Source organism: Microbacterium sp. 67-17 (assembly GCF_001898325.1).
Taxonomy (GTDB): domain Bacteria; phylum Actinomycetota; class Actinomycetes; order Actinomycetales; family Microbacteriaceae; genus Microbacterium; species Microbacterium schleiferi.
On sequence record NZ_MKTR01000034.1, the window covers coordinates 33502 to 51665 of the forward strand.

Consider the following 18164-nt stretch of genomic DNA (forward strand, 5'->3'; position numbering starts at 1 on the left):
GCGGTGACGTCCATGCCTCTCTATGCGTCACCTCAGCGTGATCCGCCGGCTATTTCCACGTCGATGGCACCCATGACGGTCTCGACGCCGTTCAGGGCAAGTACGTCGATTGGTCGGGCTCCATCGAGATGGGAGTTGGTGCTGGTCAGCCAGACCTCGATGGCGGGGTCGGTCCAGAGCTCGCGCAGCCTTTCCCGGACGGCGGCGATGTCGTGCGCGATGCTCTTCTCGACGATGTCGCGTCCGAGCCGCGCGGCATCGTCGCCGAACAGGGCGCCTCCGCCTGTGGTGCTCTTCTCGCCGGTCATGCTGCTTTCCTTCCCGGTTCGAGGCGGGCGCTCTCGTCCGGCAGTACTCTTTCGAGCTCGCGGGCCAGGCGCGCGCCGAGGTGTGTGAGAGTCATGGGGCGGCCGCGGGCTCCTGCGGTCAGGAGGGGACCGCCGGCGTCGCGGCTGAGCCGTGCTAGTTGCTTGCTGAGGGTGCTTTGGGTTGTCCCGATTTCGGTGGCCGCGGCCCGGATGCTGGTGTGTCGGGCGGCGATCAGGAAGCGACGGGCACGCTCGATCGGGTACCGGCCGATGATGGTGCGGCGCAGGAGCGGCGATGCTCCCGCGAGCGGGTGCGGGTGCAGGGTCGCGGCTTCGCTCGCGCTCCCGGCGGGGCGGATCGGGACCCCCGCGTCCCGCAGTCGGCGACTGATCGTCGGTGTGGTGCATCCGACGAGGGCGGCGATCTGGCCGATGGTGAGCCGTTGGTCGAGGTACTGGTGGCGCAGCCACCGCTCGTCGATCACATGCATGGGCGGCCTGCCACGACGCGTCGAGGTGGATCGGTCAGCGAGCAGCCGGGAGACAGTCTGTCGGGACACCCCGGCCAGTCCGGCGAGCTCGTAAGTGCTGGAACCGGCCTGGTACCGATCAGCGATGCCGTCCGCGCCGACGCTTTCATCGATCCGAGCGCTCGAAGGTCGGGCGGGAGGCCACGATGCCTCGCCGGGGGTGTCCACGGCTGTGTCGATGTCGAACTGTGCGAGCGGTGGCGTCCATGCGAGCGGTTCGTCGATGCCGTGGGCGGCGAGGAACTCATCGCCAACCCGTGCAAGGTCCACGCGCAGTTCCTCGGGGATGCGGCCCACAAGCCTCGTCTGAGACGCGACCGTGACATCGGTCGCGTCCCAGTCTCCTGGCATTGCTCGCAGCGGGTTCCCGGTGATCTGGCGGAACAGGTACGCACGAGCGTGTCGGTGTCGGCGCCCCGCTCCTGGGTGCACATTGTGCCCGCTGCATAGGTCGCGCCACTGCGCTTCGGGCAGCAGAGGGCTGCAGTCGAGCTCGCGGCGGCGCGCGTAGTCGATCGGTGACCCCTGGCTGTCGAGGTAAGCGACGAGGCGGAGAATCACGCCCAGTGCGAGATGTTCATGCTGTCCGCGCCCGAACTCGCGCATCACGTTCGTGACCTGCCGCACCGGCGCATCCGAGTCCAACAGGGCGAGGGCGGCGGCGTGGGTCAGTCGTGTGCCGGCGAACACGACGGCCGCGGCGAGAGCGGATGCGGCGATCTCCCTGTTCATGCGTCCTGGGGCGAGCATGGCGGTCCACTCGTCCCATAACTGGGCGGGCACCTTTCGTGCCCTCTCTCTCGCATCGACATCGGACAGGCCCGCGGACTGGAGAAACCCGGTGGGGCGGCGGGTGCGACCGAACGACGCCGCGATCAGCGACTGCACCTGCGGGGTGCTGAGAGTGTAGGACGTACTGGCAGCGAGGTGGCCACGCATCAGATCGATCGTGTGACCGGAGTCGGCCAGCGCAGTGATGGCGATCGCCGTCCCCGCCGCCGAGGCGGCCGAGGTCGACGACGAGGACCAGGATGTGTCGATGTCTCCCCTGTGCAGATGGTCGAGCAGCTGCGCGCCGAGCACCGTGTCGTCGACCTGGCCGTCGTTCAGCGCGACGCGGGCGGCGCGGGAGAGAAGGCGGACGTCCTCGAGCACACGAACCGCGGGCTGCGGGGCATCCGCGTAGATCCCGAACCTGCCCTCCCCCGTGGACACGACCCGCATCATCGTCCGCTGGGCGTGCAGGACCGCCTCTGACGCGGGGATCCGTTCCGCGTCGACGGTGAGATCGGCGCGGCAACGGCTGGCGATCGGCCCGATCCCCGCACCGGGCACCCTGTTGTGGCATTGGCCGGGTACGGGGATCACGGCGAGCGGATGCCCTACATGGCGTGGATGCTTACCGCATGCGGGGCAGGCGTCGACGAGGATCCGACGATGCCTGTTGCACGCGAACGCGAATGGGAACTGCCACGACATCCGCCACCGCCCACCCGAGTCAGCCAGACACTCCGGGCAGAACCGGCCTGCCGTCCCCGCGGCAGCGCACCGGACGCTGATCCTCCCGTTGCGTGTGCGGCGGATCGCATGCCGCGCGAACCGCATCCTCGTCATCTCCTGGAACTGCGCCGCCGGGATACCCGTCGCCTGCTCCACCCGACCCGCCTGCGCATCGGTCAGCTCGGTCGCCCACGCGTTCGCCATCCACCACGTCGCCGACACCGCCGTCCCATCACGCTGCTCGATCAGGCCCAGCGCGCACCCGACCTCCGCGATCGTCGCCCTGTTCGCGGCCGCCAACGCTTCCACCCACGAATCGAACGGCTCATCCGGAAGCGGCCGCACCCGAAACGGCAGCACGCGGACCTCGTCGGCGATGTCGCTCATCAGGCGGCCGACTTCTTTCCCGCGTGGGGCTGCTGCTTGGGTGCTTCCTTGGCGCGGCGCCGTGCTCGACGTGCGGCCTCCTGCTTGTCGAGGCGCGCTTCGAGTTCGCCGCGCTCCGTCTCCGCGCCCTCATCGATGCGGATGTCGTCGAGCAATGTTCGGTCGATGCTCTCCTGGCCGGTGCGGATAGCGCGGGACGCTCCCCGGCGGATCAGGTCCATGAGCGAGCCGATGTTGCCGGTGGTGCGGGCGAAGAGGTAGCGGGACATATCGACGAGCATCCCGTCGCACCCTTCGGCGAGAACCAGTGCCTGTTCGATGTGCCAGAGCAGGCTGCACCATTCTTCGCGGGTGTGCTTGGTGCGCAGGCTGTAGGGGTCCAGGCTGAACACCGTCCACCGCCGGAATGTCTGCGCCATTGCAGCCTCCCTTCCCACCGCGCCTTCGCCGACTAGACCACGTTCGCGGAGGGCGACGCCGGCGAATAGGAAGGTGGCGCTGTACTCGTTGGACAGCCACTTCAACTGGTTTGCGACCTCCACGCCGTCTCGGGTCCGCATGCTCAGGAAGTGCAGGTCGTCGATGATCACCAGGCGGGTGTCGTGCCGTTCGATGCAGTCCGCGGCAGCGCGAGCCAGGTCACGGCCGGCCATCGAACGGTGCAGGATGCCCGCCGTCGCAGGGTGCGCATAGAACCCGAGGATCATCATGTGCAGGCCCTTGATGGTCAGCCTGCCGGGCACAGTGATGTGGCACACCGGGAGATGCAGGATGTCCTCGTCGGCGTCGAGTTGTTCGCCGATCTCGGCGATCCGCTGCCGGTGGAAGTCCCGCCCGAATGTGTTCACCACCGTGGACTTGCCGAGCGCCGGCGGGGCGTCCAGGGCGGCCGCGGACTTGACCCTGTCGGAGTCCTGCAGGTTACTGTCGAGGATGTCGGCCAGCTGGGTGTGCACGCCGTGGACCTGGCGGGTGCGCAGAAGGATGTTCGCGTGCCACACCCGCCGGTCCGCGTCGTACCGTGCCCGCGCCTCCGGGTCGAGCGCCTCGACCTGGTCCCGAGCGAGGTGTTCGGGGCGCGCTCGGGGCGGGCGCTCGGCGAAATCCTTCCAGCCCTCGTAGGTCGACAGGCTCCGCTGCCGACGCGTTGAAGCCCCTTCGAAAGCACGGGCGGTGGCGGTCATTGGATCATCTCCATCGGCTCGAAGTGATAGTCGGATCGGATAGTGGGTTCGTCGATGTCGTCCTCGTCGTCGTCATCGCCACCCTCTGGCACCTCGACGCGCCGGCGCGGATCCCGCACGGACCCGGTCAGCTCGTCCGTAAGGTCAGGGGACGGGGTCAGTTCCGCGTCGAGAATCCGCTGGATTGATCGAAGCGACCACACTCCGTCCGGGTCGGGCTCCCGGTCATTGAGTCGCGCGGCCGTCCGTGCGCTCATCCGCCGTTCAGACGGGGTGAGCGCGCGGCCGGCGCCCCAGTCCTCGAGCAGCTGGGCGGCGACGTCCTCAACCTGGGAGGGACGCCCCTGTTTGATGGCGATCTTCTTCGCGTACTCGAGCGCGTCGAGGCTGAATGGGGTGTCGAATGCGCCTTTGTGCTCCCACTCGAGGGTGTGCCACGTGTTGTCCTCGGGGTCTCGGAAGTAGATCTGTGAGAGGTCGTCGGGGTTGATCACGAACGGCCAGTCGGTGCCCTTGTCCCGGTGGATCGATCTGGCGCGGTTGCGGTACTTCGCGACGGACTCGCCCGTGTAGCGGAGCTTGTGGATCTCCACCCCGTAGTGGTTGAACTGGCGTTTGACGACCGGGAGCAGCTCGAGGAGGACGCTGCGGTCGACCGGCATCCGCAGTTGTCCTGCGACGGCGAGGCCCTGGTCGTACCGTTCGGCGGGGCTCAGCTTCACACCGGGAAGCATCGGGTCCTCCAGGGAGCCATGAGGACGAAGGTGGTAGACGGTGGCCGCCCATTCGCGGATGATCTGCTCAAGCTGTGGGACGGTGTAGACCGCGTCGCCCTCGATGTCGTCGCCGCGGCTGGCCACGTCCGCGCCCTTGTACCCCGGCAGCTCCTGGAGGAACGTGTCGAGGGTTCGGAAGAATCGTTCCATGGGGCCCTTGTCGGTCGGTTGGTAGACGCGAGCGGGCTGGATCGACATTCCGATGCGGGCGCAGGCGCTCGTGACGTGCTCAGACAGGTAGGGCGCGCCGTGGTCGACGATGATCGTCTCCGGGAGAATGCCCGCGCGAGCGAATCGGGGCATGCCGATGCGGGTGGGGTCGGCGAGCAGCGTGTCGGGCACCCCGTGGTACGGCCAGCGCGCCCGAGCATCCCACTCGTTCGGAGCGTCGAACGGCTGGCAAGCCTCCATCAGTACCCCGGCGACATCGATGGACTTCGTCGAGCCTGGGGTGAGACGCAGCCCCAGAATGCAGCGGGAGTAGAGATCCATCGCGACGGTAAGGTCAGCGCACACCCACTTGCCGGTGACCGGTGCGACGGCGAACACGTTCAGTGGGGTGGTGTCCATGAACACGTACTGTCCCGGTCTCGTGGCGTGCAATCGACCGTACGGGGCGGGCGGCCGATTGGCGTTGGAGCGCTTCCGCTTCGTGCTGCCCGAGAACGTTGCCCTGCCCCGGGAGAGTTCGTCGAGGATCTTGTAGGCGGCGCTGCGTGACGGCGCGGTGACCGCGCCTGGACCGAACGTGCGCTCCGCGCGGGAGTTGACGCGCGCGATGATGATGCGTTTCGCGACTTTCGACTCGTTCGTCTGCTCGTTGATGATCTCCCGCGCGGCGTCCACCCATCGGTCGTCGAAGTTCACCAGCGCCTGACCCGGCTGCGCCAAGCGGTTGTCGATCAGGCCGACCTCGCCTGCCTCCTTGTACCGTGCGATCCATCGCGCAACGGTGCGGTGCCCCTTGCCGAGTTCGGCGGCTTTCGCTGCGATGCGTTCCTCCATCCGCCGCTCCGGGTGGAAGGCCAGGCGAGGCTCACCCTCACGGGCAACCTCCGCACTACCGCTCTTGTATCCGGTGAGCACCTCGCGGACGTGGTCGGCGCGTTCGAGCGACGTGGCTCGGGCCATGTCGGTCGCGTCGTCCCAGATCACACCGAGCGGGATGGCTTCTTCCTCGGCTCGGGTCCGGCCTGGGATGTGTGCGAGACCGCCTTCGCTGCGCGGTCGAAGCACATCGAGCAGTCGTAGTCGGCGGATTCGTCCATCTCTGCCTCGGGTGACAATAGCTCCGTCGCAGACTTCGATCACCGTGCAAGCCTCACCGTCGTAGACCATGTCAGCCCCGGCCTTCAACATCCAGGTGTTACTCATATCGCTCTCCTTCGGATCGACAGGGTCAGGCTGCCCGAGGCGGAGTGGTCGGCGGGGCGACGTGGAGGTGCACGATCGGGCGAGCCTGCACGGTCTGCGCGCCCTCCCGAGCGGTTCGTTCGCCGAACACTTCCCTCAGGTACTCCTCGGCATCCTGGAACACGACAGCTGTTATCGCCGCGTCATCGGTCGCAGCGGGCGCCGCGGCGGGGATGCCGAGCAACGCACACACCCGATCGACGCCAGTCTCGACCGCATCCCGCGGCGGCGCTTCTGCAGCGGCAGTAGAGTCGGCTCGGCCGGCGCGGAAGGTCTCGATGGTGTTCATGTCGGCTCCAACAGGTTGGTCGTGCTCAAAGGGTTGGTGCTGAGGTCGGTGCGCAGCCGCTGCGTCCACAGCAGATGCAGCACGAGAGAACGGGCGAACCTGACATCGCCCGCGATCGGAGTCACGGCACGGACCGCTTCCCCGAGCGGCTGAGGGATCGACAACTCCTGAACTGCCGCGGCGACATGGGCGTCAACGAACTGGAATGGCCGCCGATAGCCGGCGAGGAACTGCACATTCGCGAACAGCGTCGGCTCGGGCTCGGACAGCACCCGGTACTCCCAGCCGTGTGCCGTGATCACCCGACGCGACCAGGCGAGCGAGTCACGCACTTTGGGCAGCGACAGCTTCTCCGCGGGCTTCACGTCAACCACACACACGGACTGATCGGTGCCCGCAATCAGGTAGTCCGGGATATGTCGGCGGCGCTTGCCGCGATCATCCCCTTCGAGCAGGAACGGCTGCGAGAGAATCCACTCGACCTGTGGGTCGAAGTCCACCAGGAGCAAGTTCGCGTATTCGAGGCGCGACTCGTAGCCGACCGGCGCTTCCATCGTCGCCGACCAGTAGCTGCCCGAGAAGTGCGCCTGGTTCTTGTACCAACGGAACTGACGCCAGGGAACCGCAGCGTCGAACATGCGCAGGCGCACATCCTCGATCGAAACGACGTCGACCAGGTCCTCCGACTTGCGGATCTGAACCGTCGACGCCGACCGAATCATCGAGGAACCATGTCCCAGATCCAGCACCCGCCCCGACCGATCCCCCGTCTCGAGGCCGGTTCAATCAACGTGTGCATGCAGACATGCTGTTGCCTGCCACGCCCCCCACGGAATCGGTGGACGCGACAAAAATCAGCGATCAGCTTTGTATCAAATCAATAAAAAGCTGTTCACTGTAAATGTCACATTCACTACTCTACAGGGGTTGTCCATGTCACGTACACAACAAGCTTTCCGAGCACGCCTGGGGACTCTCCAGCGCATATGAGACACTCGGAGCATGACGACGGCGATCGACCCGATTGCCCCCGAGGGGTCCAAGGCGCTCTTCGGGAACAGCTACATGCACACCGTGCTCGTCGAGATCAGCAAGCACGAGGGAGAGCCCTTCTCGCCCAAGCAGATCATCGACGCGACCGGCCTTCCCGGAGGGCTCGTGCACCCGCTGATCAAACGGCTCCGCTCGCAGCACTTCATCGAGTACATCGGACGCGTTCCCGGCGAGAAGACCACGCTCTATAAGGCCAACGACAACCCCTACATCCGCGCCGCTCGTGAGTACGCGCGCGCATCAGCGGCAAGCGGCTGATTACCTGGCTTCAGCTCGGTCGATGAGTTCCTGTAGTTCCGCGGGGAGCCGTTGTCTGACCCCCACTCGCGTCGAGAGCGCACCGAGATTGCGGTACCAACCGCGTCGCACGTCGCTCGCGCCTTGCCGCGTAAGGCGGGAAACCGTTCGTTCGAGTGCTGCAGTGTCTCCCGGTGTGCGGGCCTGGGTTCGAGATCTCGAAGAGGGAAAGTCTGTCTCTGGAAGCACACGGTCGAGCGGAAGTACGGTCATCTGCTCATCGGACATTGCCGCGTTGATTGAGAAGAAGCAACCTGCATCCGCTGCGCGAGCCGCGTCGTCGCGATCGCCGGTGAACCAGTGGAGGATGACCCCGGGGTGCGGGTGTTTCTCAACGAGGTCTACGACCTGCTTGGTGCGCCCCGTCGAGTGGACCGATATCAGTGCCGGTGGGGCAGCACGAAGGATGGCGGCGAGGATCTCGCCCTGCTGAGTAGCGTCGCCCCGTCGGTCGAGCCCGACTTCACCGATCAGGATGGAGCGGCTAACCGCATCTTGAAAGCGTTGCTCCGACCATTGAGCAAGAGCAGCGGGCACGCCGGGATGCGTACCGATACCCCAGAGCAACCCGGCCTGGGGGTTCTCGATCGCAGCATCAAACTCGTCGAGGCTGCGCGTCATGGCAAACACCTGCGCGCCGTGCAGTGTGCGAGTCTGCGCTGCCGTCACATCGGGTGCGATGTGAGCGTGGCAGTCAAGGTGCGGGAAGGGGAACACGTCTCAACTCTTCCAGGCCTCGATCTACCAACTGCAGAACAGCGTCGAGGTCCGTATCAGGTGGCCACACCGTCGCACTGAGAATGGCATCCTCCTCGATCCCGTAGGCGAAGACGTCGCGAAGGCTGATGACGTCCCGCCAACGTTGCTTGATAAGGCCGGCCAGATCGGCACCGTCCAGCAGCTCACAGTCATACGGAGTCGGGTCGTCGATACCGGCGCCGAGAAATGCTGCGCGGCGCACGACGCATGCGACGCACAGACCGCAGTTGTGGTTGGAGTCGCCGTGGTGAAACTGGGTTCCGCCTTTCGCGCACGAGAACGACGTGGTAGCCGAGTCTCGATATTGGTCCGACATCAGCTCCGGCAGCGCCGCGGCGACCAGTTGACCCTTCGTCAGGTTCGTGAAGGGATTGATGACGACGACATCGATCAGAAGGGTCGTCAGCAGCCTCGACAATAGGTGGAACGTGTACGGGTGCGTCGAGCGAGTGGTCAACGCGCCTCCTCGGCCCGCATCGAGCGGGGGGTTGATGCTGGTGAACCCGTTCTCCGGAACCCACAGCTCAGGAGCGGAGTGCGCGGCGGCGGTCATTACTCCGAGGGCCATGAACATCAGCGAGCGAGAGCGTGGGCCGTGGTTCTTGCGGCGCTTTGAGTCGCGAACGTAAAGCTCGTAGCGGTCGTACGGGTGGCCACCGATCGCGTCGGCGATCGCGTTCTGCGCGCGCCGCACCGCTTTGGACGCATCTCGGTGGCCAACGAAACGAACATCGGCCGCACTATCCCGGAGACCGATCACGGCACCGCACAACGAGTCCAGACCCCCGGAGAGCAGTTGCACTCGTGCCGCAGGCTCCGAGACAGCCAACGGCAGTCTCGCGGTGGCCGGCTTCAGAATGATGCTCCACGAATCTCCTGTCAGCCAGTGAAGAATGTCAGCGAAGTCGGAGATCGGACTACCACTCCACGACGAGGGGTGCTCTACGTGAACGGTGAGCTCGAAGTTGCGGTGTAGCGAAACCCCTGGCTTCGCGATAGCCGTGTCGGCGAGGTAGGCGGCTGCCGCGATCCGAAACAGGTCGCGTGCAACGACCGGTGCGGCCGCAAACTCGCCCAGATCCCACGTCATCGTTGAGGCGAGGTCCGCACTCGACACGTCTTTCGTGGACCATGCGAAAGTGAGCCCCGCGCCGGTGGAGGAAGTACCCGCAGGGAGAACTTCGATCTCGTGCGTCTGCATTAGCCGTCTCCCTTGCCGAACACTCGGCATGCTTTCGCGGCGAGTGAAGAGGCGAAGTCCGCCACAGCTTGGGGCGTGGCGTTCACGAGCTGGCCCGCGATCTGTTTGACCTTTCCACCGATGTAGGTGCGCACCTTTTGCTCCAGCTGCACGAGGGCACTGCGTACGACTGAAAGACGACGTTCGCTTGCGGAGAGTTGCACGAGAGTGGTCTTCCAGGCAAGCTCGGTTACGAAGCGCCCTACTGTGTCCGCGAGGGACGCGTCCGAGCTCTGTTCTGCGGAGCGCATGGTGGCAAGGAGCGCCTGCTGGAGGGCAGCGTCGTCGGGATGAGAGGCCGGGCCCAGGACGAGCGCGATGAGTTCGGTGAATAGCCGGACACCGCTGAGTCCCTCCAGTGAGGAAAAGTCCACGCCGTACTCGACAAGGTGGGGAACGTCACCTTGCTGGATCGATGCCAGCGCGTCCAGTACCAAGGATCCGCGTGCGGCCTGCCGCGAGAACGTCGCACCGCCGCTGTCGCGCCCATCTCCGGAACTCGAGGATCCGTCGCTGCGTCGGCCCCGAAGTAGATCCTGGACCTTGTAGGACTTGCCCTGTTTGTCGCCGCGAGACAGCGACTTGCCGAGGGCGGACAGCACGCCACCCGCAATCGGTGCTGCGGGCGAGACGTTCAACGCGTCTGCGGCGTCATACAGAGAATCAACCGTGCCCGACCATGCGCCGGACCCACCGAACGCTCCCGACGTACCCACTAGAGCGCAACCCCATCGGACTCTTCATTGATCGCCGCCAACAGTTCGGGTGTCGCACCGGGCCGCGTACGAAGCGCGGCAACGACCTCTGGGAAGGATGCCGCCAGCCACGGGACGTGCTCTGCATCGAGCGCGTTCAGAACGAACTCGTCCAGTATCACGGCGCTCATGATCGGACGGAGATCGGGCCGCTTGACGCCCAACGCCTGCAACGACTCCAGAGCTGCCGAGGAGCGGTCTCCGACGATCGCCGTCGCAAGGTGCCGCGCAACGTCCTCGTCTCCGCTGGAGGGCATCGTTGTGAGCCTGCTGACAGCTTCCGTCCTGATAAGGCCACTCGTATCTGTGAGTTGCGCGAGGAGGGAACTCTGCTCGTCGTCCAGCACCGCGGCGGATTGGAGCGTTGCGACGGTGGCGGTGGCGAATGAGACATACCGGTCAACCCATGCCCCGACGTCGGACGCCTTTGGCTCCTCGTTGGCCCATGCTGTGATCTCTGCCGGTGCCTCGATAGCTCCGCTCTCCCACCCGCCGAGAAGCTGTCGCCTCTGCGTTTCGCTCGTTCCGACAAGCTCCCGGAACTGATGGGGGTGGTTCTGTTCGAGCAGCCAGAGCTTCATGAGGATCTCGACCGGGAATCCCTCGAACTGGGCCCCCAGCATCTCGGCACGCACGGCGAAGTTGTTAAGGAACCGCTTGAGCTGCCGCGGGGTCTCGCGACGTGAAGTACTCATTCCGCGAACGATCTGGTTCGCCAGCCGTATGTGCTCTTCCGTCGGGAACGACTCGTGAAGGTTTGCTGCGACATAGGGCACCTCGCCCTTGATGCGTCGGAGGGCAGCCTTCTCCGCAACGGCCGCCGCGCAGTCCCTGCCCGCGTCCGCCTGAACGAAGAGCGCTGCGAGGTAGGCGACGGCGTCGGCCGACGACAATCGCGGCAATGTGAAAGGCAGCTGAACAATCTTCTCCGTGTAGCGGTCGGCGAAACGCCCTCGACTTCCTCCACTGCGATCGAGGGCGTCGCGAAGGCTCTCCCGGATGAAGTCGTCGTCCGCAGCAATCACGAAGGACATGCCCTTCACGCTCAGGAACAGCTTGATCGCTTCAAGCGCTCCGAGCACATCGTCGGGGAGCGAGCGGTCGAGATCATCGATGAGCACGACGACACGCCACCCATCACCCATCCCAGCGAGTAGCTTTCCAAAGTCCGCGCGGAAGTCGCGCATCCCCTTCGCGGCCGGTGCCTTGGCTGGCTCAGGCGTGAGAGCGTTGACCAAGTCGGCGATGTTCGGCGTCAAAGTCACGGCGGATGTGATCGCGACCTGAGCGACCTTGCTCCAGGAGACTCGCTTGCGGAGATCGTTCAGCTTGTCGATCAGGTCAGAGGCCACACCCGTGAGTTTCGCCGAACCGCCCTGCCGCTTCGCGAGGCGCTCAGCGGTCAGCTCTGCCGCGATACCTTCCAGAACACGATTGATCAGCGTGCCACGCGGATCGCCAGAGTCCACGAACTCCCATGGATCGATAACGACTACGACAACGTCGTCGCGGCGCCGCAGTTCCACTTCGATCAGGTTGAGTGCCGTGCTCTTGCCGCCGCCCCAAGGGGAGTTCAGGCCAACCGTGAGCGTCTCAAACCGGTCATCAACGGCAACATCCGCGACTGCGACCGCCACCGCGTGTAGTCCAGTCAGATCCTGCGTTGCAGGGTTGTCATCGAACAGGTAGTCCGACCTCGTCACCGCCCCTCCCTCCTCTGCGTTGAGCGTGACGTCGTCCACAGCAAATGGCAGAACTGCCAGATGTCTGCCAACTACCCGTGGAAACTGTCATCTCGGCGTGGAACCTACACTACCCGAAGTCGCCAGGGGCCATGTCGGCAAAGCGCGAGTAGTGGCCCTGGAAGGCGACGGTGATCGTGTCGGTGGGGCCGTTACGATGCTTGGCGACGATCAGGTCAGCCTCGCCCGCACGAGGTGAGTCCTTCTCGTAGGCGGCTTCCCGGTGCAGCAGCACGACCATGTCGGCGTCCTGCTCGATCGAGCCCGATTCACGCAGGTCAGACAGCGCGGGCTTCTTGTCGGCGCGCTGCTCGGGACCACGGTTCAGCTGCGACAGGGCGATCACGGGAACACCGAGCTCCTTGGCGAGCAGCTTCAAGGCCCGCGAGAACTCCGAGACCTCCTGCTGACGGGATTCGACGCGCTTGCCGCTGGTCATCAGCTGCAGATAGTCGATCACGACCATCTTCAGGCCCGCGCGCTGCTTGAGTCGACGGCACTTCGCGCGGATCTCGACGAGGGTCATGTTCGGGCTGTCGTCGATGTACAGCGGCGCCTCATTGATACGGCCGCGGGTCGCGGCGATCGTCGTCCAGTCGCGGGAGTCGAGCGTGCCCTTGCGCATGTTCTGCAGGGGCACAGCGCCCTCGGCGCTCATGAGACGCATCGCGATCTCGCTGCGACCCATTTCGAGCGAGAAGAAGATCGTCGGCATGTTGTTCTTGATCGCCGCGGCCCGTGCGAAATCGAGGGCGAGCGTCGACTTACCCATAGCGGGACGCGCCGCGATGATGATCATCTGCCCGGGGTGCAGCCCGTTGGTGAGTTGATCGAGGCCCTGGAACCCGGTCGGGATGCCGGTCATCTTGCCATCGCGGCCTCGAGCAGCCTCGATCTCTTCGAGCGCGGCATCCACCGCGATCTCAAGAGGCACGTAGTCTTCAGCGGCGTCGGCGCCGGTGACGGAGTAGATCTCGGCCTGCGCACTGTTGACGAGGTCTACCGCCTCGCCCTGCCCGGCGTAACCCATCTGAACGATGCGGGTCCCGGCCTCGACGAGACGGCGCAGCAGCGCGCGCTCCGCGACGATCGACGCGTAATAGGCGGCGTTGGCGGCGGTCGGGACGATCGAGGTGAGGGTGTGCAGGTAGTCGGCGCCGCCAGCACGCTGCAGTTCACCCGTCTTGATGAGCTCGTCGGTGACGGTGATGACGTCCGTCGGCTCACCGTGCGAGTAGAGGGTGAGAATCGCCTCGAAGATCAGCTCGTGCTTGGGGATGTAGAAGTCAGCACCCCGCAGGGTCTCGATGACATCGGCGACGGCATCCTTCGACAACAGCATGCCGCCGAGTGCGCTCTGCTCGGCGAGGATGTCGTGCGGCGGAGTGCGCTCGTGCTCGCGGGGTCCGCCGAGCCGATCCTCCGAGATGTCCGCAATCGACATGTGTCCCCCTTCGCTGTGATGACGTTGACCGTCGTGCGTTAACTGCCCGCAGCTCGATGGGAACACCGTCTTGGGCTGGGTGCCGAGGCCGTGCCGCCATCCGGTTTCCGCGCCGAATACGGATCGCCTCCCCACCGGGCAGGACCACGCTAGGGATGGGGTCCGACACCCGCAACACGGCCTGTGGATAACTTTGGGGATAAGGTGCGGGAAACGCCGTGGAGCTTGTGAGAAGTGCCTGTGGATAAAGCCTGGGGGTTATCGGATATCGGCCTCCGAATATCCATCTGATCTGGTCTTTGTTTTTCACACAGAGTGTGGACAAGGTTGTGGTTGAACCTGGGATTGAAGGTTCAGCCGAGGACCGTTCACTGTGTACAAACTGCGGGGGATTCTCATACCAGCCACCCCGTGAACGTGCAAGTAGGACGACCGAAAAGTGCAGCACCCTGCAGAAGCAAGGGGGTTGCACTCGAAGCGAATCGGCGTACCATGCCTCGCAAATCGTGCGTCCACAGGCCGGCCCATTCGGCAAACGGAGGTGAGTGATGGACACGCAGCATCGGCGGATGGGGTCCCTCCGTCGCGCGCTCCTGCTCGGCGGAGCATCGCTGGCCGCGGGTTTCGCTCTTTCGCTCGTGGGCGCGAGCGCCGCGAGCGCCGCCGATGACGACACCGACTCCGGAGGACTGCTCGGCGCGGTGGCCAGCGTCACGGATGCCGTGAGCTCGACAGTCGCTGATATCGACGCGACGCTGACTGATGTCGTCGCTACGACGGCGCAAGTCGCCGAGCCGGTGCTCACGGTGGTGCAGACTGTCGCTCCTGCCCCGGCCGCAGCTGTCGTGCCGCCCGTCGTGGAGAGTGCGGAGAGTGTGACCCAGTCGGCCGTCGACCAGCTGGGGTCTGCGGCGAATACCGCCGTCACCGCCGTTGATGAGGTGGTTGAGTCGGAGCCCGTCGCGTCGGTCACTGATGGCGTGGTTTCGGGCGCCGCTGAGGTGCCGATCGCCGGTGTCATTGTGGACACCAGCCTCGCGTCGACCGTCATGGATGTCGTGTCGAGCGTTTCATCTCGACTCGACTGCGCCCTGGAGGCTGTGGTGGGCGACTCCGTGGGTCCGGCGGTGATTATTCCCGAGGTCCCCACCGGCATTCTTGACGGCATCGTCGGTGTCATCGTTCCCGTGTCTCCGACGGCTCCCGGCTCCGCGCCCGTCCCGACCGGCGCCGGCCCGGGCGCTGACTCGGCGGAGTCCTCTGTCATCACAGCGCTGAGGCCCCCGGGTGACAGCCGGGATCCATCCGTGCGTGCCCTCGGGGCGAGCGCGGGCGGGTCCGCGACAGATCCACCTGCCGGTCTGAGCCATCCACCCGCCGTCGCAACTCCACCCGGCGGCGGAACAACCACCCTTCCCGGATCCTGCACCGTCGGTGGCGGCTCAGCCAGCGCCGGTGCCGGGGCCCTTCACGCTGCCCTTCCTGCTCGACCCCTGACAACGCTGTGCGCCGGAGCCGTGGCATCCGTGTCTTCGAATGCCGTCCCGGCAGCCCCGGTCTACCCCACCGACGTCTCTCCTGATTGACGGGGGTCGCGCCGCATTCGTGCGGCAGGCGACCACGCGCGCCATCCGGCACGCGTTCCCCCATTCATCGATCAGGAGAGATTCTCATGCGTACTTTCATCAAGCGAGCGCTCCTCGGAGTTCTCATCGGCGGCGGCATCGCCATCGCTGGGGCCGGAATGGCTCAAGCTGCCGAAACCGACGGCGAGGACGGTCTGCTCTCGGGCAGCCAGATCCTGCCGAGCATCGAGGTGCCGATCACCGTGGGTGGCAACGCCATCTCGGTGCTCGGCGACTCATCGAGCACCGACTCTGCCACCACAGCCCCGGGCGGCACCGACGCGGGCTCCGCGCCTGCGGCCACGACTGACGGAGACAACGGTGCGGCATCCGGCACCCAGGCTCTGGTGTCGGTTGTGGTGCCGGTCACCGTCGGTGGCAACGCCGTCTCGGTCGCGGGCGACAGCGAGAGCACAGATGCTGCCACGGCGCCGACAGAGCCGACAGGGCCCGAGGTCGCGGTGAACCCGCAGACCTCCGGCGAGGATGGCATTCTCGGCGGCACCCAGGCCCTCGTCGACGCGACGGTCCCGGTGACGGTGGGGGGCAACGCCATCTCGGTCATCGGCGACAGCCAGAGCACGGATGCCGACACCACCGCACCCACGGGCAGCGGGACCGCTACCCCGCTGAGCTCGGGGCAGGACGGGATCTTGGGCGGCACGCAGTTCGCGCTTCCGCTGTCCGTCCCCGTGACCCTGGGCGGGAACGCCATCTCGGTGATCGGCGACTCGGAGACCGGCGGTTCCACGACTCCTGCCGGTTCTGGTGACCCTGGCGACCCTGGCGACCCCGGTGACCCCGGTGACCCCGGCACCCCGGGTAGCCCTGGCCAACCCGGTAACCCGGGTGGCGGGATCACCGGCGGCGGCCAGTCCGCAGCGCTGAGCGCAACGGGCCTTGCCAGCACCGGCGGCACCGCGCCGCTGTGGGGCATTGCGGCGGCACTGCTCGTCGCGGGTGTCGCCGCGACACTGCTCGCCCGACGCCCTGCTCGCCGCTGACGCAGAAGGGCGGATGCTGCAGACTGCGTGTCTGCGGCATCCGCCCCGGCGTGGCGTCTCGCGATTACTTCGCGGCGACGACCTGCAGCGTGATCACGGCGGTCACGTCGTCGCGAAGACGGATCGTGGCCTCGTGCTCGCCGACCGACTTGATCGGCGAGGTGATGTGGATCTTGCGCTTGTCGAGGTCACCGAAACCGGCGGCCTTGACGGCGTCTGCGACATCCGCGGGCTTGACCGAACCGAACAGGCGGCCTTCGGCGCCGGCCTTGATGGCGAGCTTGACCTTGTTCGACTCGAGGTTCTGCTTGAGCGAAACAGCCTCTTCGTGGTCGTGGATCGCACGCGCCTCGCGGGCGGCGCGGATCGAGGCGACCTGCTTCTCGCCACCGCGGCTCCAGGCCACGGCGAATCCCTGGGGGATGAGGTAGTTGCGGGCGTACCCGTCCTTGACCTCGACAACGTCACCGGCGCTACCGAGCCCGGCGACCTCGTTCGTGAGAATGAGCTTCGACATGGGGACTCCTTAGCGGCCAGCGCCGGCGTAAGGCAGGAGCGCCATTTCGCGCGCGTTCTTGATCGCGCGGGCGATCAGACGCTGCTCCTGCACCGAGACACCGGTGATACGACGGGCGCGGATCTTGCCGCGCTCCGAGATGAACTTGCGGAGGGTGGCGACATCCTTGTAGTCGATGAGGCCGACCCGGATTGCCTTTGCCGGGGCGACCGGCTTGCCGCCCTTGCGCGGCTTGCGGCGATCGCCGCTTGACTTTCCAGCCATGGGTTTTCCTTACGTGTGAACGGATGCCGCGGCATCCGTGGTGCTTAGAACGGGGTGTCGTCGCCGTAGCTGCCGGGGGCAGCCCAGGCGTCGGCGTTCGAGGAACCGGGGGTCGACCAGGGCTCGTCGGCGACCTGGCCGCGGGACTGGCCACCGCCGGCGCCGCCACCGCTGCTCGCGGCACGCGTGACCTGAGCTGTCGCGTAGCGCAGCGAGGGGCCGATCTCGTCGACCTCCAGCTCGATGGCGGTGCGGTTGTTGCCTTCGCGGTCCTGGTAGCTGCGCTGCTTGAGGCGCCCGGTCGCGATGACGCGGGATCCCTTGGTCAGCGAGCCGGCGACGTGCTCGGCGAAGTCACGCCAGACACTCGCGCGGAGGAACAGCGCTTCGCCGTCCTTCCACTCGTTGGCCTGACGGTCGAAAGTGCGCGGCGTGGATGCGATCGTGAAGTTCGCGACCGGAAGCCCGTTCTGCGTGTACCGCAGTTCGGGGTCAGCCGTGAGGTTGCCCACAACGGTGATGACGGTTTCGCCGGCCATGATCGTCAGGCCTTCGCGTCAGCGGTCTCGGTGCGGCGGGCACGAGCGGGAGCGGCAGCCTTGCGAGCGGCCTTCTCCTCGGCGCGCTTCGCTTCGGAGGCGACCATGGCGATGGCCTCTTCGGCGCGCAGCACCTTCGTGCGCATGATCTGCTCGTTCAGCTTGAGCTGGCGGTCGAGCTCCTGCGCGGCGTCGCTGGTCGAGGTGAAGTTGACGACGGCGTAGATGCCTTCGGTCTTCTTCTGGATCTCGTATGCGAGCCGGCGGCGGCCCCAGACATCGACGTTGTCGATCGAGCCACCATCGTTGGTGATGACCGCGAGGAACTTGTCGAGGGTCGTGGGGACCTGGCGCTCGTCGATCTCAGGGTTGATGATCACCATGAGTTCGTACTGGTGTGTGTGCGTCACTGACCCACCTCCTTCGGACTAGAACGGCTGTCGGGCATTTCCCGACAGCAGGAGGGTGTGTGCACGTGCCCGGACGGATTCCGCGGGAGCGGATGCCGGACAACCTTCACAGTGTATCGGATGCGGCA

General features: G+C 66.0%; 18 protein-coding genes. 3 read left to right on the forward strand and 15 right to left on the reverse strand.

All coding sequences use genetic code 11. From position 1 onward, the window contains the following. Nucleotides 1-32: 32 nt before the first annotated feature. Genes BGO47_RS13295 through BGO47_RS13320 form a run of 6 tightly spaced genes read right to left on the reverse strand, consistent with a single transcriptional unit; the run spans nt 33 to nt 7109 of the window. A complete protein-coding gene (locus BGO47_RS13295) occupies nt 33-308 on the reverse strand; it encodes an antitoxin Xre/MbcA/ParS toxin-binding domain-containing protein (protein WP_137878367.1) in 276 nt (91 codons plus the stop codon). Then, complete coding sequence (locus BGO47_RS13300) at nt 305-2725, reverse strand: TniQ family protein (RefSeq protein WP_137878368.1); 2421 nt, start codon at nt 2723-2725, stop codon at nt 305-307. Before BGO47_RS13300 ends, BGO47_RS13295 begins: the two co-directional genes overlap by 4 nt. After that, a complete protein-coding gene (locus tag BGO47_RS13305) occupies nt 2725-3909 on the reverse strand; it encodes a TniB family NTP-binding protein (RefSeq protein WP_137878369.1) in 1185 nt (394 codons plus the stop codon). The genes BGO47_RS13300 and BGO47_RS13305 overlap by 1 nt, the downstream gene beginning before the upstream one ends. After that, nucleotides 3906-6059, reverse strand: a complete 2154-nt coding sequence (locus BGO47_RS13310; protein ID WP_292712621.1) for an integrase — start codon at nt 6057-6059, stop codon at nt 3906-3908. The genes BGO47_RS13305 and BGO47_RS13310 overlap by 4 nt, the downstream gene beginning before the upstream one ends. Nucleotides 6060-6084: 25 nt before the next feature. Beyond that, nucleotides 6085-6387: a hypothetical protein gene (locus BGO47_RS13315; protein ID WP_137878371.1), complete on the reverse strand. Its 303-nt coding sequence runs from the start codon at nt 6385-6387 to the stop codon at nt 6085-6087. Next, entirely contained in the window at nt 6384-7109 is a 726-nt protein-coding gene (locus BGO47_RS13320) for a TnsA-like heteromeric transposase endonuclease subunit (protein ID WP_171006165.1), read from the reverse strand. The genes BGO47_RS13315 and BGO47_RS13320 overlap by 4 nt, the downstream gene beginning before the upstream one ends. A gap of 280 nt (nt 7110-7389) precedes the next feature. Here BGO47_RS13320 and BGO47_RS13325 point away from each other — a divergent pair, with 280 nt between their 5' ends. Further along, complete coding sequence (locus BGO47_RS13325; protein WP_137878373.1) at nt 7390-7698, forward strand: MarR family transcriptional regulator; 309 nt, start codon at nt 7390-7392, stop codon at nt 7696-7698. Here BGO47_RS13325 and BGO47_RS13330 read toward each other — a convergent pair whose 3' ends face one another. From BGO47_RS13330 to dnaB, 5 genes are all read right to left on the reverse strand, one after another. Next, nucleotides 7699-8454: a TatD family hydrolase gene (locus BGO47_RS13330; protein WP_137878374.1), complete on the reverse strand. Its 756-nt coding sequence runs from the start codon at nt 8452-8454 to the stop codon at nt 7699-7701. After that, nucleotides 8432-9697, reverse strand: coding sequence for a hypothetical protein (locus BGO47_RS13335; protein WP_292712624.1), 1266 nt, complete (start codon nt 9695-9697; stop codon nt 8432-8434). Before BGO47_RS13335 ends, BGO47_RS13330 begins: the two co-directional genes overlap by 23 nt. Beyond that, nucleotides 9697-10452, reverse strand: coding sequence for a hypothetical protein (locus BGO47_RS13340; protein ID WP_171006166.1), 756 nt, complete (start codon nt 10450-10452; stop codon nt 9697-9699). Before BGO47_RS13340 ends, BGO47_RS13335 begins: the two co-directional genes overlap by 1 nt. Beyond that, nucleotides 10452-12194 carry a P-loop NTPase fold protein gene (locus BGO47_RS13345; RefSeq protein ID WP_292712627.1) on the reverse strand — a complete coding sequence of 581 codons (1743 nt, stop codon included), beginning with the start codon at nt 12192-12194 and terminating at the stop codon, nt 10452-10454. The genes BGO47_RS13340 and BGO47_RS13345 overlap by 1 nt, the downstream gene beginning before the upstream one ends. Before the next feature lie 109 nt (nt 12195-12303). Beyond that, a complete protein-coding gene (gene dnaB / locus BGO47_RS13350; protein WP_292712629.1) occupies nt 12304-13677 on the reverse strand; it encodes a replicative DNA helicase in 1374 nt (457 codons plus the stop codon). A 569-nt stretch (nt 13678-14246) separates the two neighbouring features. Between dnaB and BGO47_RS13355 the strand changes: the two genes are divergently transcribed. Beyond that, nucleotides 14247-15263, forward strand: a complete 1017-nt coding sequence (locus tag BGO47_RS13355; RefSeq protein ID WP_292712631.1) for a hypothetical protein — start codon at nt 14247-14249, stop codon at nt 15261-15263. Nucleotides 15264-15349: 86 nt separating this feature from the next. Continuing rightward, nucleotides 15350-16306 carry a hypothetical protein gene (locus tag BGO47_RS13360; protein WP_292712633.1) on the forward strand — a complete coding sequence of 319 codons (957 nt, stop codon included), beginning with the start codon at nt 15350-15352 and terminating at the stop codon, nt 16304-16306. A 64-nt stretch (nt 16307-16370) separates the two neighbouring features. Here BGO47_RS13360 and rplI read toward each other — a convergent pair whose 3' ends face one another. The 4 genes from rplI to rpsF are packed head-to-tail and all read right to left on the reverse strand — an operon-like array spanning nt 16371 to nt 18009. Continuing rightward, the gene (rplI, locus tag BGO47_RS13365) at nt 16371-16823 is read right to left on the reverse strand and encodes a 50S ribosomal protein L9 (RefSeq protein ID WP_228179191.1); all 453 of its coding nucleotides are present in this window, start codon (nt 16821-16823) and stop codon (nt 16371-16373) included. A 9-nt stretch (nt 16824-16832) separates the two neighbouring features. Further along, entirely contained in the window at nt 16833-17087 is a 255-nt protein-coding gene (gene rpsR, locus BGO47_RS13370) for a 30S ribosomal protein S18 (RefSeq protein WP_292712636.1), read from the reverse strand. 44 nt (nt 17088-17131) lie between these two features. After that, a complete protein-coding gene (locus BGO47_RS13375) occupies nt 17132-17626 on the reverse strand; it encodes a single-stranded DNA-binding protein (RefSeq protein ID WP_292712638.1) in 495 nt (164 codons plus the stop codon). Between the two features lie 5 nt (nt 17627-17631). Continuing rightward, entirely contained in the window at nt 17632-18009 is a 378-nt protein-coding gene (gene rpsF, locus BGO47_RS13380; RefSeq protein ID WP_292713175.1) for a 30S ribosomal protein S6, read from the reverse strand. Between the last annotated feature and the right edge of the window lie 155 nt (nt 18010-18164).

Coding starts and splice junctions, on each gene's coding strand:
- BGO47_RS13360 (WP_292712633.1), top strand. CDS start 15,350: ATGCGTACTTTCATCAAGCGAGCGCTCCTCGGAGTTCTCATCGGCGGC.
- rpsR (WP_292712636.1), bottom strand. CDS start 17,087: ATGGCTGGAAAGTCAAGCGGCGATCGCCGCAAGCCGCGCAAGGGCGGC.
- rpsF (WP_292713175.1), bottom strand. CDS start 18,009: ATGGTGATCATCAACCCTGAGATCGACGAGCGCCAGGTCCCCACGACC.
- rplI (WP_228179191.1), bottom strand. CDS start 16,823: ATGTCGAAGCTCATTCTCACGAACGAGGTCGCCGGGCTCGGTAGCGCC.
- dnaB (WP_292712629.1), bottom strand. CDS start 13,677: ATGTCGATTGCGGACATCTCGGAGGATCGGCTCGGCGGACCCCGCGAG.
- BGO47_RS13295 (WP_137878367.1), bottom strand. CDS start 308: ATGACCGGCGAGAAGAGCACCACAGGCGGAGGCGCCCTGTTCGGCGAC.
- BGO47_RS13315 (WP_137878371.1), bottom strand. CDS start 6,387: ATGAACACCATCGAGACCTTCCGCGCCGGCCGAGCCGACTCTACTGCC.
- BGO47_RS13375 (WP_292712638.1), bottom strand. CDS start 17,626: ATGGCCGGCGAAACCGTCATCACCGTTGTGGGCAACCTCACGGCTGAC.
- BGO47_RS13310 (WP_292712621.1), bottom strand. CDS start 6,059: ATGAGTAACACCTGGATGTTGAAGGCCGGGGCTGACATGGTCTACGAC.
- BGO47_RS13325 (WP_137878373.1), top strand. CDS start 7,390: ATGACGACGGCGATCGACCCGATTGCCCCCGAGGGGTCCAAGGCGCTC.
- BGO47_RS13305 (WP_137878369.1), bottom strand. CDS start 3,909: ATGACCGCCACCGCCCGTGCTTTCGAAGGGGCTTCAACGCGTCGGCAG.
- BGO47_RS13335 (WP_292712624.1), bottom strand. CDS start 9,697: ATGCAGACGCACGAGATCGAAGTTCTCCCTGCGGGTACTTCCTCCACC.
- BGO47_RS13300 (WP_137878368.1), bottom strand. CDS start 2,725: ATGAGCGACATCGCCGACGAGGTCCGCGTGCTGCCGTTTCGGGTGCGG.
- BGO47_RS13320 (WP_171006165.1), bottom strand. CDS start 7,109: ATGATTCGGTCGGCGTCGACGGTTCAGATCCGCAAGTCGGAGGACCTG.
- BGO47_RS13355 (WP_292712631.1), top strand. CDS start 14,247: ATGGGGTCCCTCCGTCGCGCGCTCCTGCTCGGCGGAGCATCGCTGGCC.